At 72.5% G+C, this 14,748-nt stretch carries 12 protein-coding genes; 3 read left to right on the forward strand and 9 right to left on the reverse strand.

Annotated elements, in window-relative coordinates:
- The first annotated feature begins 192 nt into the window (after window positions 1–192).
- Both JK356_RS06730 and JK356_RS06735 read left to right on the forward strand, forming a co-directional pair.
- Window positions 193–4,023 (forward strand): ABC transporter ATP-binding protein, encoded by a 3,831-nt coding sequence (locus JK356_RS06730; protein WP_201866619.1) that lies wholly within the window; start codon window positions 193–195, stop codon window positions 4,021–4,023.
- Window positions 4,024–4,148: 125 nt separating this feature from the next.
- Window positions 4,149–5,027, forward strand: a complete 879-nt coding sequence (locus JK356_RS06735; protein WP_307815431.1) for a LysR family transcriptional regulator — start codon at window positions 4,149–4,151, stop codon at window positions 5,025–5,027.
- 99 nt (window positions 5,028–5,126) lie between these two features.
- Here JK356_RS06735 and JK356_RS06740 read toward each other — a convergent pair whose 3' ends face one another.
- From JK356_RS06740 to JK356_RS06775, 8 genes are all read right to left on the reverse strand, one after another.
- Entirely contained in the window at window positions 5,127–6,161 is a 1,035-nt protein-coding gene (locus tag JK356_RS06740; RefSeq protein ID WP_201866621.1) for a TauD/TfdA family dioxygenase, read from the reverse strand.
- A 50-nt stretch (window positions 6,162–6,211) separates the two neighbouring features.
- On the reverse strand, window positions 6,212–7,270 hold the full coding sequence (locus tag JK356_RS06745; RefSeq protein ID WP_201866622.1) for an aspartate kinase: 1,059 nt from the start codon (window positions 7,268–7,270) through the stop codon (window positions 6,212–6,214).
- Window positions 7,267–8,310, reverse strand: a complete 1,044-nt coding sequence (locus JK356_RS06750) for an aspartate-semialdehyde dehydrogenase (protein WP_201866623.1) — start codon at window positions 8,308–8,310, stop codon at window positions 7,267–7,269. The genes JK356_RS06745 and JK356_RS06750 overlap by 4 nt, the downstream gene beginning before the upstream one ends.
- An 89-nt stretch (window positions 8,311–8,399) precedes the next feature.
- Window positions 8,400–9,380, reverse strand: a complete 981-nt coding sequence (locus tag JK356_RS06755; RefSeq protein WP_201866624.1) for a DMT family transporter — start codon at window positions 9,378–9,380, stop codon at window positions 8,400–8,402.
- Between the two features lie 82 nt (window positions 9,381–9,462).
- Window positions 9,463–10,416 carry a transporter substrate-binding domain-containing protein gene (locus JK356_RS06760; RefSeq protein WP_201866625.1) on the reverse strand — a complete coding sequence of 318 codons (954 nt, stop codon included), beginning with the start codon at window positions 10,414–10,416 and terminating at the stop codon, window positions 9,463–9,465.
- Window positions 10,413–11,744, reverse strand: a complete 1,332-nt coding sequence (locus JK356_RS06765) for a methylaspartate mutase (RefSeq protein ID WP_201866626.1) — start codon at window positions 11,742–11,744, stop codon at window positions 10,413–10,415. Before JK356_RS06765 ends, JK356_RS06760 begins: the two co-directional genes overlap by 4 nt.
- The gene (locus tag JK356_RS06770; protein WP_236670856.1) at window positions 11,744–12,214 is read right to left on the reverse strand and encodes a cobalamin B12-binding domain-containing protein; all 471 of its coding nucleotides are present in this window, start codon (window positions 12,212–12,214) and stop codon (window positions 11,744–11,746) included. Before JK356_RS06770 ends, JK356_RS06765 begins: the two co-directional genes overlap by 1 nt.
- A 179-nt stretch (window positions 12,215–12,393) precedes the next feature.
- Window positions 12,394–12,873 (reverse strand): NUDIX hydrolase, encoded by a 480-nt coding sequence (locus JK356_RS06775; protein ID WP_201866627.1) that lies wholly within the window; start codon window positions 12,871–12,873, stop codon window positions 12,394–12,396.
- A 68-nt stretch (window positions 12,874–12,941) separates the two neighbouring features.
- Between JK356_RS06775 and JK356_RS06780 the strand changes: the two genes are divergently transcribed.
- On the forward strand, window positions 12,942–13,460 hold the full coding sequence (locus tag JK356_RS06780; RefSeq protein ID WP_201866628.1) for an RDD family protein: 519 nt from the start codon (window positions 12,942–12,944) through the stop codon (window positions 13,458–13,460).
- A 182-nt stretch (window positions 13,461–13,642) separates the two neighbouring features.
- Here the strand turns inward: JK356_RS06780 and JK356_RS06785 are convergent, their stop codons facing one another.
- Window positions 13,643–14,719 (reverse strand): LacI family DNA-binding transcriptional regulator, encoded by a 1,077-nt coding sequence (locus JK356_RS06785; RefSeq protein WP_201866629.1) that lies wholly within the window; start codon window positions 14,717–14,719, stop codon window positions 13,643–13,645.
- Between the last annotated feature and the right edge of the window lie 29 nt (window positions 14,720–14,748).

Below are 14,748 nucleotides of genomic sequence, written 5' to 3' on the forward strand. Positions count from 1 at the left end.
ATGCTTCCGCCGTCACGGCGCGCGCAGGCGCACACGTGCAGCGGGAGAAGCGTCACCGACATGCCGGACACCGTAGGCGGGTCATCGGCCGCTGTGCAAACGGTTTCCCGTGTGGCGCCAGATGACCGAGGATGAAATCACCAGGCCCGGACGTTCACGTCTGACGGTGACAGCGGCACGACGGGAGGCGCGGTGGCAGCCGAGGCGGCGCAGGAGAAACACAGCGGTGGCTGGGTGCGGCGGCTGAGCGCGTACTGCTGGCGGTACCGGCGCAACGTCCTGCTGTCCGTCGGCGCCTCGCTGGCGGGCATGGGCGTCATGGCCCTGATGCCCCTGATCATCAAGGTCGTCATCGACGACGTGGTCGTCGCCGGCGGTGACGGCCTCGCGCTGTGGACCGGCCTGCTGATCGCCGCGGCCGTCGTCGTCTACGCCCTGACGTTCATCCGCCGCTACTTCGGCGGGCGGCTGGGCATCGACGTGCAGCACGACCTGCGCACCGAGATGTTCCGCACCATCACCCGGCTCGACGGCCGCCGCCAGGACCAGCTGTCGACGGGCCAGGTCGTCGGCCGGGCCACCAGCGACCTCCAGCTGATCCAGGGCCTGCTGTTCATGCTGCCGATGACCATCGGGAACCTGATGCTGTTCGTGGTCTCGCTGGTCGTGATGGTGGCGCTGTCGCCGCTGCTGACGCTCATCGCCCTGGCCGTCGGGCCCGCCCTGGCACTGATCGCCTGGCGCAGCCGCGACCGCCTCTTCCCCGCCACCTGGTACGCCCAGGGGCAGGCGGGTGCCGTCGCCGGGATCGTGGACGGCGCCGTAACGGGCGTCCGCGTGGTCAAGGGCTTCGGGCAGGAGGAGCAGGAGGCCGGGAAGCTGCGCGAGGCCAGCCGCCGCCTGTTCGCCGCCCGGATGCGGGCCGTGAAGCTCAACGCCCGGTACACGCCCGCGCTCCAGGCCGTGCCCGCGCTCGGCCAGGTCGCCATGCTCGCGCTCGGCGGCTGGATGGCCACCCGGGGGCAGATCACCCTCGGTACCTTCGTGGCGTTCTCCACCTACCTGGCACAGCTCGTCGCCCCCGTGCGGATGCTGACGATGGTCCTCATCGTGGGCCAGCAGGCCAGGGCGGGCGTCGAGCGCGTGCTGGAGCTGATCGACACCGAGCCGGAGATCCGCGAGGCGCCCGGCGCCCGTGACCTGCCGGCCGACGCGCCCGCCACCGTCGAGTTCGACCACGTCAGCTTCGGCTACGGCGAGGGCGGTAACCGCCAGGCCACCGCCCGTCCCGTGCTGCGGGACCTGTCGCTGCGCATCGACCCGGGCGAGACGCTCGCCATCGTCGGGCCGTCCGGCAGCGGCAAGTCCACGGTCTCGCTGCTGCTGCCGCGCTTCTACGACCCGGACAGCGGCACCATCCGCGTCGGCGGCGAGGACATCCGGGAGCTGACCTACGCGTCGCTGCGCAGTGCCATCGGCCTGGTGCCCGAGGACAGCTTCCTGTTCTCCGACACCATCCGGGCCAACCTCGCCTACGGCCATCCCGAGGCCACCGACGAGCAGATCCGGGCCGCCGCCCGCGCCGCCCAGGCTGACCGGTTCATCGAGGAGCTGCCCGACGGCTACGACACGGTCGTCGGTGAGCAGGGGCTGACGCTCTCCGGCGGCCAGCGGCAGCGGATCGCGCTGGCCCGCGCCATCCTCACCGACCCGCGGCTGCTGATCCTCGACGACGCCACGTCCGCCGTGGACGCCCGCGTCGAGCACGAGATCCACGACGCGCTGCGGTCGGTCATGGCCGGCCGCACCACCCTCCTCATCGCGCACCGGCAGTCCACGCTCCAGCTCGCCGACCGCATCGCCGTGCTCGACGCCGGCGAGCTGGTGGACACCGGCACCCACGAGGAGCTGCTGGCCCGCTGCGAGCTGTACCGGCGCCTGCTGGCCGACCCCGGCGAGCTCGGCGGCGTCGAGCGCGACCCGGCCGGGCTGGCCGCCGGGGACGGCGACGAGCCGCCGCCCGGCGGGGTGACGCCCGAGCTGTGGGGGCGGGACGGCAGCGGTGAGGAGAGCGCCAAGGACGGCAAGGACGGCAAAGACGGCAAGGACGGTGCCGGCCGCCGGGCGGAGAACCAGGCTGGGCCCGCGTTCTCGCCGACGGGCAACGCCGCCCTCCCGCCCGATCTGGCCGCCCGCGTCGCGGCGCTGCCCCCGGCCGACGACACGCCGGACATCGACGAGGAGCGGGCCGCCCGCCCCGAGGAGTCCTATGGCGTGCGCCGCCTGCTGGCCGGGCTCGGCCGGCCGCTGGTGTTCGCGCTGCTGCTGGTCGTCGCCGACGCGGCCGCCTCGCTGCTGCTGCCCGTGCTGATCCGGCACGGCATCGACGAGGGGGTGCAGCGCGTCGCGCTGGGCGCGGTGTGGACGGCGGCCGGGGTGGCGCTGGCCGTGGTGCTCGCGCAGTGGCTGGTGCAGTGGGCCAGCATCCGGGCGGTCGGCCGCACCGGTGAACGCGCGCTGTACGCGCTGCGGATCAAGATCTTCGCGCACCTGCAACGGCTGGGCCTGGACTACTTCGAGCGGGAGCTGACCGGCCGCGTCATGACGCGGATGACCACCGACGTGGACGCGCTCACCAGCTTCCTGCAGACCGGCCTGGTCCAGGCGCTGGTCGCGGTGCTGACGTTCTTCGGGATCATGGTCGCGCTGGTCGTCATCGACGCGCAGCTGGCGCTGGTGGTGCTTGCCACGCTGGTGCCGCTGGTGATCGGCACCGTCATCTTCCGGCGCCACAGCGTCAGGGCGTACCAGCTGGCGCGCGAGCGCGTCAGCGGCGTCAACGCCGACCTCCAGGAGTCGGTCGCCGGGCTGCGGATGGTGCAGGCGTTCCGGCGCGAGCGCGACGGCTACGAACGGTTCGCTGCCCGCTCGGACGGCTACCGGCAGGCCCGGGTCCACGGACAGTGGCTGATCTCCGTGTACTTCCCGTTCGTGCAGCTGCTGTCGACGCTGGCGACGGCGGGCGTGCTGATCGTCGGCGCGGGGCGCGTGGCCGGCGAGAGCCTGACGGCGGGCGCGCTGGTGGCGTATCTGCTGTACATCGAGCTGTTCTTCGCGCCGGTGCAGCAGCTCTCGCAGGTCTTCGACGGGTACCAGCAGGCCAGCGTCTCGCTCGGCCGCGTCCAGGAGCTGCTGCGCGAGCCCGTCACGGTGCCGCTGGCCGAGCGGCCGAAGCCGGTGACGTCGCTGCGCGGCGAGGTGGAGTTCGACAACGTCGACTTCTCCTACGCGCCCGCGGGTGACGGCGGTGAGACCGGCGAGAAGGCGCTCAGCGGCGTCAGCCTGACCATCCCGGCCGGGCAGACCGTGGCGTTCGTCGGCGAGACCGGCGCCGGCAAGTCCACGCTGGTCAAGCTCGTCGCGCGGTTCTACGACCCGACCTCGGGCGCGGTGCGCGTGGACGGCACCGACCTGCGCGAGCTGGATCTGACGGCCTACCGCCACCGCATCGGCATCGTCCCGCAGGAGGCGTACCTCTTCCCGGGAACGGTCCGCGACGCCATCGCCTACGGCCGTCCCGGCGCCACCGATGCCGAGGTTGAGGCGGCGGCCCGCGCCGTGGGCGCACACCAGATGATCGCGGCACTGCCCGGCGGCTACCTCCACCGCCTCACCGAGCGCGGCCGGAACCTTTCGGCCGGCCAGCGGCAGCTGATCGCGCTGGCCCGGGCCGAGCTGGTCGCCCCCGACATCCTGCTGCTGGACGAGGCGACCGCCGCCCTTGACCTGGCGACGGAGGCCCTGGTCAACCAGGCCACCGACCGCATCGCGACCCGCCGTACGACCCTGGTCGTCGCCCACCGCCTGACCACGGCGGCCCGCGCCGACCGCGTGGTCGTGCTGGACCACGGGCGGGTCGTCGAGGACGGCACCCACGAGGAGCTGCTGGCGGCCCAGGGCGCCTATGCCGCGCTGTGGCGCACCTACGCGGGCGAGCCCGTCGGGGCCCCAGCGCAGGCGTGACGTGCCTAAACAGGCAAGATTACACGCTCCAGGGGCGCAAAAGTGCTTGGTGTTACCGGATAGTCATGCGACGATACGAACGTTTAATCGACTGAAGGGGGAGCTGCATGGAGTTACGGCACCTGGTGACCTTTCAGAAGACCGCTGCTCTCCTCAGCTTCACGCGAGCCGCCCAGGAGCTGAACTATGCGCAGTCGAGCGTTACCAGCCAGATCCGCGCCCTGGAGGACTCGCTCGGCGTCGAATTATTCGACCGGATCGGCGGGAAGATCCGTCTCACCGAGGCGGGAGAGCGGCTGCTCGTCTACGCCGACCAGATCCTTACGCTGACCGAAGAGGCACGGTCCGATGTCACCGGCAGCAACGAGCCTGCGGGCACGCTGGTCATCGGCACCATGGAGTCCATCACCTCCTACCGCATCCCCCCGCTCCTGGAATTCTTCCACCACCGCTACCCCCGCCTCCAGCTGTCGATGCGGCCCAGCCTGTGCGCGGAGACCCGGCACGCGCTGCGCCACGGCACCTTCGACATCGGCTTCCTGATGGAGCAGGAGACCGTTCACCCCGGGCTGAGTTCCGTGGTGCTCCTCGAGGAGCCGCTGGTGCTCATCGCCGCGCCCAGCCACCCGCTGGCCGCCGCGGCGTCCGTGACGCTGGCCGACCTGGCCTCCACCGCACTGCTGGCGACCGAGACGGGCTGCGCCTACCGCGACCTGTTCGAGGAGCAGTTCGACGAGCCGGTCTCCTTCCTGGAGTTCGGCACCATCGAAGCCATCAAGCGGGGCGTCATGGCAGGGCTCGGCGTCGCGCTGCTGCCGGAGATCACCGTCCGGCAGGAGGTCGAGCGCAAGGAGATCGCGGTGCTGCCGTGGAAGGTGCCGTTCGCCGTGCACACGCAGCTGGCGTGGCGTCAGGGCAAGCGGCTGACCCGGGAGATGCAGCTGTTCATCGACCACACGCTGAGCCTGGTCGCCCAGGAACCGCGGCTGAGGGGCGGCGGGTAGCGCGCCGCCGGGGCGGGCGGTTGTCTCCGGCACCGGCAGCGCCAAGGGCCGGCCGCGGGTGCGGCCGGCCCTTGGCGTGTGGGCGGCGGGTGCGCCGGGTCAGTAGTGGACGCGGCGCTCACCGGCGGCGCGCCGGTACCTGATCGTCCACTGGTTGCGCCGCACGTAGGTGCGCTGGAGCCAGCGGTCCGCGCCGTCGTACCGGGCGGTGAACGGGGTGCGCGCGTGCAGCCCCTTGCGGTTGTTGATCAGCAGCGCCTCACCGGGCCGCAGGTAGACGGTGTGCGACACCTCGCGGCAGGCCGCCTGCAGCCGGTCCAGCGCCGCCTCGGCGGCGCTGGTCATGCCGCGCACGCCGTTGGCCGACGAGGAGATCTCGGGTGAGTCCTCGGGGCCGTTGAGGATGGCGACCGGGTCCGACAGCACCTCGTCGGTCTTGGCCACGTCACGGCAGTAGCTGCCGGGGGCGTTCAGCCGGAACACCGGGCTGCGCAGCAGCTCCACCGTGCGGTCGTCCAGGGCGCGGACGATGTCGCGGGCGTCGGCGTAGTGCGTGGCGGCGACGCCCTCGTGGTCGGCGCGCAGGCAGCTCAGCACCAGGAAGTCGGGGTTGCTGACGTCGTAGCGGCCGATGGAGTCGTGGACGATGTCGTTGTGGAAGTTGAGGAAGACGGTGGAGCCCTGGTTGGTCTGCGTCATGGCCCCGCTGGCGACGGGGATGACGTCGTGGATCAGCTGTCCCTTCTTCTCGGTGAGGAAGCCGACGGGTTCCCCCAGCAGGCCCGACAGGCCCAGCAGCACGCCCTCGGCGACGAACGACGGCTTGCTGGTGGCCGGTCCGCCGTTCTCGGGCGTCGGCGGCAGGGTCTCGTCCACCGGCAGGTTCCGGACGTATCCGACGCCGGCCGTGTCGGTGTGCCGCCCGAAGTCGAGTATGCGCTGGAGCAGGTCGAGCGGCAGGCGGGCGAAGATCTGGTGGTAACGGGCCATGGCGCGGTCGATGTCGGCCGTCGGATCGGGCTCGGCCGCCAGCAGCCTGCCGAGGTCGTCACGCACCGCGTCGGGCAGCTCGATCAGGTCGAGGGTCTGCGGGCGGGCCTGCTCGCTGGCGGGGGAGACGGTGGCGGTGGTCATGACGTGATTCCTCCTGTCTGACGAGTGGTGACGGGGTGCCGGTAAGAGGTTCAGTACTGGTCGTCGTGGAGCCGCTGCGCGAGTTGCCGGGCCGCCGCGGCGTCCTCGGCGATGTGCGTGGTCACCTGGCTGCCTTGGATCTGCGTGACGGGGATGCCGAGCAGCTGCGGGCGGGGCAGGCCGTGCTGGTCCAGGAAGCCTTCGAGGTCGAGGTAGCCGCCGATGACGGCGATGTGGGCGCCGCCCTCCAGCCGCACGGTCTCCACTCCCTCGGAGCGGAAGACGCTGTGCGCCTTGTCCGCTTCCTCCGCGGTGGCGAAGGCCAGGACGCGGGAGCGTTCGTTGAGCACGACCCCGGCGACCGGGGCGCCTTCCGGGCCGATGACCGTGCCGGTGCGGAAGGGCGGGCGGTTGACGCGGCAGACGAGGGTGATGCCGTACTGCTTGGCGGCCTTGACGGAGCGGGCGTGCAGCACCTTCGCCCCGTGGGCCGACAGCAGCGCCGCGGTGTCGTAGGTGACCTCCCGCAGCAGACGGGTGCCGGTGACCTGGTTCGGGTCGGCGCTGTAGACGCCGTCCACGTCGGAGTGGATCTCGCAGGTGTCCGCGCCGACCGCCGCGGCCACCAGGACGGCGGAGAGGTCGGAGCTGTTCTTGCCCAGCCAGGTGGGCCGGCCCTGCTCGTCGGCGGCCTGGCCGCCGGGGACCAGCACGATCTGGTGAGCGGCCAGGGCCTGCCGCAGCGGCCCGGGGTCGAGGTGGGCCAGCCGGGCCCGCGCGAACGTGGCGTCCGTGCGCAGCCCCTGCTGGTGGCCGGCCAGCACGGTCGCCGTCATGCCGCGGCGGTGGAGCGCGCTGGCCAGCAGGTGGGCGCTGACCGTGTCGGCCAGGGTGAGCAGGCCGGCGATGGAGGCGTCCTCCGGGTGGGGGTTGACCGTGGTGAGGCGCTCCCGCAGGCGCTCCGTCTCGCCCGGCATGGCGCTGACGACGACGGCGAAGTGCCGCTCCTCGTCGTGGACCCGGCCGGCCAGCGCCTCGGCGATGAGCCCGTAGGCGTCGTAGTCCGGGAAGGTCGAGCCGCCGAATTTCAGCACGCCGGGCGTTCTCACAGCACACCTCGCACGGTCAGCGCCTCGGCGATCTGCAGGGCGTTCAGGGCGGCGCCGATGCGGACGTTGTCCGCGACGATCCACAGCCAGAAGCCGCGCGGGTTGTCGGGGGAGACCCGCACCCGCCCGACGTGCACGGAGTTGGGGTCGCCGGCGGTGCGGGGGGTCGGGAAGGCGCCCAGTACCTCGCGGTCGTGGACGACCACCTCCTCGAGCCCGTCCAGGACGGCGACGAGCTCCTCGCGGTCGACGGGGGTGTGGCACTCGATCCAGGCGGCCTCGGAATGGGAGTTGACCACGGGCACCCGCACGCAGGTGGTCGTGACGTCCAGGTGCGGCAGGCCGAGGATCTTGCGCGACTCCTGGAGCATCTTGCGCTCCTCGAAGGTGAAGCCGTCATCCAGCTGCCGGTCGATGCTGGGGATGAGGTCAAAGCCGAGCGAGGGGGTGAAGACGCCGGAGACGCCTGGCCCGTCAGGGTCCTGGAGCACGGCCTGGGCCGACTCACGCAGCTCGTTGATACCGGAGTACCCGGCGCCCGAGGCGGCCTGGTACGTGCTGACGACGGCCTGGCGTATGCCCCACCGCTCCTCGACGGGTTTCAGCAGCCGCACCAGCGGGATGGTGGAGCAGTTGGGGTTGGCGATGATGCCGCTGGCGGGGCGGGTGTCCAGTTCGTGGGCGTTGACCTGCGGCACCACCAGCGGGGTATCGGGGTCCATGCGGAACGCGCTGGTGTTGTCGATGACCAGGACGCCGTGCGCCGTGGCCTTGGGCACCCAGGTCTTGCTGACCGAGCCGCCGGCGGAGAAGAAGGCGACGTCGGCGCGGCTGAAGTCGAAGCCGTCAAGGTCGTGCACCGGGTAGTCGCGGCCCTCGACGGTGACCGTCCGGCCGGCCGAGCGGGCGGAGGCGACCAGGTGGAGGTCGCGGTAGCGGAAGCCGCGGTCCTGTATCAGCTGGAGCAGGGTGGTGCCGACGACTCCGGTGGCGCCGACGACGGCGACGCGCGGGGCAGCGGGGTCGGTGACGAGAGGCATGGCGGTTCCCTTCGTGACGGGCGGGCGTGACGTGGGCGGTGCCGCGGGGTTTTCCGGTGGACCGTGCGGGGGCCGGGGCGCCGGGCCCGTCAGACGGTGCTGCGGGCGCGCGGCGCGGCGGCGGCCGCCGGCTGCTCGGGCGGCTGCGGCGTGGTGACCGCGGGGGCGGCCGCCCGGCGCAGGAAGCGGGGGTGCCAGCCGAGGTTGATGCCGAGGCTGGCCGCGACGATCAGCGGGATGCCCAGGGCCTGGACGAGGCTGACGCTGTGCCCGTAGACGGCCCAGTCGCAGACCATGGCGGCGGCCGGGTAGACGAAGGCCAGGACGGCGATCTTCGAGGTCGGCAGCTTCTGGTAGGAGGAGTACATCAGCACGTACATCACGCCGGTGTGGATGAAGCCGAGACCGACGAGCCACAGCCAGCCGCTGCCGAAGCCGGACGCCTCCGCCAGCTGGGTGAAGGGCAGCAGCAGGGGGATGCCCAGCAGGACCTGCACCAGGGCGACGAGGTGGGGCTTCACGCCGGAGACGCGCTTGGTGATGATCGTGGACAGCCCGTAGAAGAGGGCGGCCAGCAGGGCGTATCCCACGCCGATCAGGTAGTCGCTGCCGCCGGACAGGTCGGACGCGGAGACGCCTGAGACGAGGATCAGGCCGAGGAAGGCGACGACGAGCCAGCCGGCCTTGTGCGCGGTGATCCGGTCCTTGAACAGCAGGGCGCCGAGCAGGACCACGAAGAACGGCTGCGTGTGGTAGACGACCGTGGCGACCGAGATCGATGTCGAGTCGTAGGACTCGAACAGGAACGCCCAGTTGAAGACGATGAAGACGCCGCCGAGGGCCGCCAGGCCGAGCTTCTTGGGCGTGAAGCCGTGGTTCTTGAAGAAGCCGCGGACCAGGCAGTACAGCGCCAGGAACAGCGTGCCGAACACGCAGCGGAAGAAGACGACGTTGAAGGACGAGGCGCCGGACTCGACGACGAAGACGCCGAGGGTGCCGGACAGCAGCATGGCCGTGGTGAGTTCGACGGCGCCGCGTGACTCGCGGGACGGCGCTTCGGTCGTGCTCATGACATAGCCTCCGGAAAACGGGGTGAGCGGGTCAGAGTTTCGGGATGTACGGGTGTACGGGTGGCAGGGGTCGTGGGTGGCGTCAGTGGAGCGGCAGCGCGTAGTGCAGACCGCCGTCCGTCCACAGCGCGTTGGCGCCGCGCGGTACGCCGAGCGCCGATCCGGCGCCCAGGTGCCGGTCGTAGATGTCGCCGTAGGTGCCGACCGCGGCGATCACGCGCGCGGCCCAGTCCTCGTCCAGGCCCAGCGCCGGGCCGTGGGCGCCGGCCGCCGCCACCGCCGCCGCGTCGTGCTCGGCCGCGAACAGCAGGGACAGCACCCACCGGCAGATCCGGAACCAGGAGACGTCCGTGTCGCTGACGGCCATCGCCATCGGCTCCCGGGAGATCGTGGTCTCCAGCAGCGTGTGCGCCCCGGGGTCCGGCAGGCCCGCGCGCGCCCCGGCCAGCGCGATCCGGTCCAGGACGTAGGCGGCGCACTCGCCGGAGGCGTAGCCGGCCAGCGCCTCGTCCGGCGTGGCGTAGGCGACGGGCTCCACGCTGAGCCCGCGGGCACCGAACCAGGCGGCGAGGTTCGACGCGCTGGTCGTGCCCGTCTGGACGGCCAGCCGCTGGCCCGCCAGGTCCACCGGGCTGGCGAACCCGTCGGCCTCGCGGACGAGGAAGCCCTCGCCGTCGTAGCAGGTCACGCCGGCGAACAGCACCGGCTCATGCGCCTCGCGCCCTAACGTCCAGGTCAGGTTGGACGTCACCAGGTCGGCCTCCCCGGCCCGCAGCCGCGCCAGGCGGTCGGCCGGGTCCGTCGGCAGCCAGGTGACGGCCTCCGCGTCGCCGGTGGCCGCCGCGGCGACGGCCCGGGCGATGTCGGCGTCCAGGCCCTCCCAGCGGCCGTCGGGGCCGGGCAGCGACAGCCCGCGTATCCCGCGGCTGACGACGGCCCGCACGGAGCCGGTTGCGCGTACCCGGGACAGCACCGGACCGGCGGCGGCCAGGGGTGTGGCGGTCCTGGTGGTCCTGGTGGTGATCGCGGCGTTCATCGCAGTCCCTTCAGCACCGAGCCGGCCAGCTGCTCGCGGTCGAACCGGCGCTCGTTGTAGCTGAGCATGTCGATCAGTGACCGCGCCGTGACGGTCCCGGCCGTGCCCGTGCCGCCTGCGACGGGCATCGCCCCCGGGTCGGACCAGCGCAGTGTGCCGCCGGGTTCGACGCTGGCGCGCGAGCGGTTGGCGTTGTCGCGGTGCAGGCAGTACGGCACGTCCAGGTGGCCGTGGGCGAAGGCGGCCACCAGGGCGGACCCCACGTCGTCCCCGAACTCCAGCGTCGACCTGATCAGCGTCGCCGCCTCCTCGTAGATGCCGGTGGACGGCACGCCGGCCACGGTCCCGCCCGCGCGGGCCTCGTCCTCGGCGACGGCGGCGGCGAACTCGAGGGCGTCCACGTTCTCGGCGATGGTGGGGATGCGGTGGGCCTCGACCGCCGTCTTGACGATCAGCCGCTCCGTGCCGCTGCGGACGGCCAGGCGCGCGCTGTCCTCCAGCATCCGGAAGGCCCCGACCGAGGTGCGGGGGTAGACACCCATGTACGTGTAGAGAACGACGTGCCAGTCCATGTCGCCCAGCCACTCGCTGGCCAGCCGCCGCAGCGCGGCCAGTGCCTCCATGTCCTGGTCCGGGTGCGTCTGCTGGGCGTAGCTCAGGGAGATGCTGCGCACGCCGTGTTCCCGGAAGAACATCCCCTCCAGGATGCTCAGCGCCACCAGCAGGCCCGGCGGGCACAGCTGGCCCAGCATGCAGCCGCCGAAGCTCTCCAGGTGCACCGTCTCGGGGACGTCGGCCAGGATGCGGCAGCACTCCTCCCACGCCTCGGTGGCGTCCGGCAGCGGCACCCGGCTGTACGGCAGGCAGTAGGAGACGGGGCCGCCCTCGGTGGCGTCGGCGCCCGCGGCCACGAGCGTGGCGAACAGCTGCTGCGGCAGGGCTGAGCCGTGCCGGAACTGCACCGGGAAGTCCTCGCCGGCCAGGCCGGCGAGCAGCTGCCGCGTGGTCTCCTCGCCGTGCGCGACGACCGGGAAGCCGTTGAGGTCGGCGCCCTCACGCAGCGCCATGCGCGCGGACCTGTGGTCGTTGACGCGGGTGTAGCTGTCGACCGTGACGGTGCCGACAGCCGTGCCGCGCGCCGCGCGGACGGCGGCGAGACCCTCGCGCATGATCCCGGGATCGCCGAACCCCATGCGGGGCTGGACGACGAGCTGGCCCTGTGCGTGCGCCTTCCGGACGAAGCGGGAGAAGCGGCCCTGCGGTGGCTGCGCCGGTTGGGGTATGCCGTGCGCCGGAGGCGCCGCCGCAGTCCTCGGCACGCTTGTCATCACGCGCCTCCTTTCGCGGTGAGCTGGCGGGGGGCAGGGGCGGAATTCTCGAGCGCGCCGAGAAAAGAATCGAACTCGGCGAGACCGGCGTCGGATTCGAAGGCCGCATCAAAGCCAGCCTCGACGAGGCTGGCGGCGAACTGGGCGTTGTCCGCGCCCTTCGTGCTGAGTTTTCCTCCGATGACGACACGCATGCCGGAGAGATTCGGGTGATTCCTGATCTTGCGGATGAGGCGCAGGCCGTCCAGGTGACCGTGGCCGTTGACGGTGCTCACGACCAGGACGTCTGGGCGGAGGCGGAGGCACTCCTCGATGATCACGTCGTCGGGCACGCACGCGCCGAGATTGAACACTTCGCCTCCGCGCTCTTCGAGTAAGAGCTGGAGAAAGACCAGATTCCACATGTGGGCGTCGGAAGAAACACTGGTGACAATGAAGCGCCCCATCGCGGGCCGCGTAATCTCGTCCATCGTTCCGTCCGTGGTCGTGCGGGGCTTTGACGTCTAAGACGTTAGATGCCGCGCCACGGCCGGGTCTACAAACGCCTAGGGAAGGAAAATGATGGCCCCATCGGCATTCCCGATCGCGCAGGTCAGCGGCGTGGGAAAGGCCCGGGAACGGCGAGGGAGCGGGCCGCAGCGGGGCCGGTTCAGCGGCCGGGGCGGGTCAGCCGGGCCAGGTAGGCGTCGACGGTCTGGAGACGGCCGGCGGGAAGGGGTGTGGTCAGGTCCCACCAGTGGACGGCGTCGATCTCGTTCCCGGCCGCGAAGTTCCCGCCGGGGGCCGCCTGTTCGGCCGTGTAGACGGCGCCCCTGATCGTCGGGCGGCCGGGGAGGGCCGTGGTGGCGAAGCCGGTGAAGCGGAGCGCGGCCGGCGGCACGGTCTCCGCGGTCTCCTCCCGCAGTTCGCGGGCGGCGGCCTGGCGCGGTGTCTCGCCGGGGTCGATCCCGCCGCCGGGCAGTTCCCAGCAGCCGCGGTCCCTGACGTGCACGAACAGCACGCGCTCTTCGTGCCAGAGCGCCACCAGCACGTAGCCCACGGGCGGGTCGTCGAACCGCGTCTCCTCGGGCAGCCGGGCGAAGTCCAGCAGCCTCATCCCCAGCGGTCCCGTCGCGAGCGGCTCGGCCATGCCCGCCAGGGTACGGCAGCGCGGGCGGCGTCACGCGCGGGTCATCTCCGCTGGCGATCATGCGGCGCATGACGTACCACAACTCACCGCCCCGGCCCGGGATGAGGCAGCCCTCTCCGTCCGTTCCCCGGCCGCAGCCGGGGCCCCGGCCGATGCCGCTGCCGGAGGTCGACTCGCTGCGCCGGACGCTCGCCGTGCTCATCGATCTCGGCGTCGCCGGACTCGGGGGCGCGGCCCTCGCGTTCCAGAGCGCCGGCGAGATGGGGACCGGGACGTACTGGGCCGCGCTGATCGGCTGCCTGCTCGGGGTCTCGTTCGCCAACCAGGTGCTGCTGACCTGGGCGACGCGGGTGAGCATCGGCAAGTTCGTGCTCCGGCTGCGCGTCGTGCGGGACCCCGGCGGCGACTGGATACCGCCGCACGGCTTCGCACGCGCCGGGTTCTGGCGGCTGGTGCAGCGCTGGCTGCTGGGCCTGTGCTACCTGCCGATCGAGACCGTGCTCCTCCTCCTCGAGGCCGACGGAGACCCCGAGGACGCCTGCCAGGTCCGGCTCATCCGCCGCCGTGACCTGCTCGCGGCCGGCTGACGCGGGGCCGCCGCCGTGCCCCGGCCGGGGCGAGCGGGGGGGCGGGGCGGCGGCCGGGCCCGGAGAGCTGGCGGCGCGGGCTGACGAACCGTCAGAATGCGCTCCCCGCGGTCGTCAGCGCCGGATGTCCGCCGTTGTCAGTGGCGGCCGTGAGTGAGGGACATGCCCAGCAGCGGCGGGCGTCAGGAGCGGCCCGGGGGCGGCGGCGCCGTGGAGGCGCGGCGGGTGAGCGTGGCGCGGATGGTGTGCGTGCCGGTCGGGGACGGGGTCTCCCGCCCCAGAGCGAGGCGGGCGGCCAGGGCGCCGGCCTCGGCCAGCGGCAGCGACATCGTCGTCAGCGCCGGCGCGGCGTCGGCGGCGAACGGCAGGTCGTCGAAGCCGGTGACCGACACGTCCTCGGGGATCCGCAGCCCGCGTTCCCGCAGGGCGGCGCAGACGCCGAGGGCGACGGTGTCGTTGGCGGCGACGATCGCGGTCAGCCCGGGCTCGCGCTCCAGCAGCCGCAGCGTGCCCTCGTAGCCGGAGGCGCGGTCGTAGCGGCCGAAGACGGTGAGCCGCTCGGCGTCGCCCGCCAGCCCGGCCTCCGCCAGCGCCTGGCGGTGGCCCTCCAGGCGGTGGCGGGTCGTGGTGCGGTTGGCGGGGCCTGCCAGGTAGGCGAGGCGGCGGTGGCCGAGGCCGATGAGGTGCGCGGTCAGCTCCCGGGCGCCGCCGCGGTTATCGAAGGTGATGGCCAGCGGCGGCGGCGTGCCGTCGTGCTCCTGCGAGGGCGGCAGCGGCGGCCTGCCGCAGAGCACCACCCGCGCGCCCGAGGCCGCCAGGCGGCGCAGCCGGGTGGCGAGGGCGGCCGTGTGGCCGGCGTCCTCCAGGGCGCCGCCGGTGAGGACGACGGCGGCGGCGCGCTGCCGTTGCAGCAGGGTGAGGTAGGTGAGTTCGCGTTCCGGGGAGCCGACCGTGTTGCACACCACGGCCAGCTTGCCGCCGGGCCCGGGGGTGTCCGGCGCGAGCTCGGACTGGACGGCGCTGGCCATGATCCCGAAGAACGGGTCGGCGATGTCGTTGACCAGCACGCCGACCAGATCGGAGGAGGCGGCGGCCAGGGCGCTGGCCGGGCCGTTGACGACGTACTCCAGTTCCTCGACGGCGCGCAGCACCCGTGTCTTCGTGGCTTCTGCCACCGGGTAGTTGCCGTTCAGCACGCGGGAGACCGTTGCCGCCGACACCCCCGCGCGCGCCGCCACGTCTGCCAGCGTCACCGACATGTTCCGACCGCCATGTTTTTCCGTTCCCA

This window comes from Streptomyces sp. 7-21 (assembly GCF_016741785.1).
Lineage (GTDB): Bacteria > Actinomycetota > Actinomycetes > Streptomycetales > Streptomycetaceae > Streptomyces.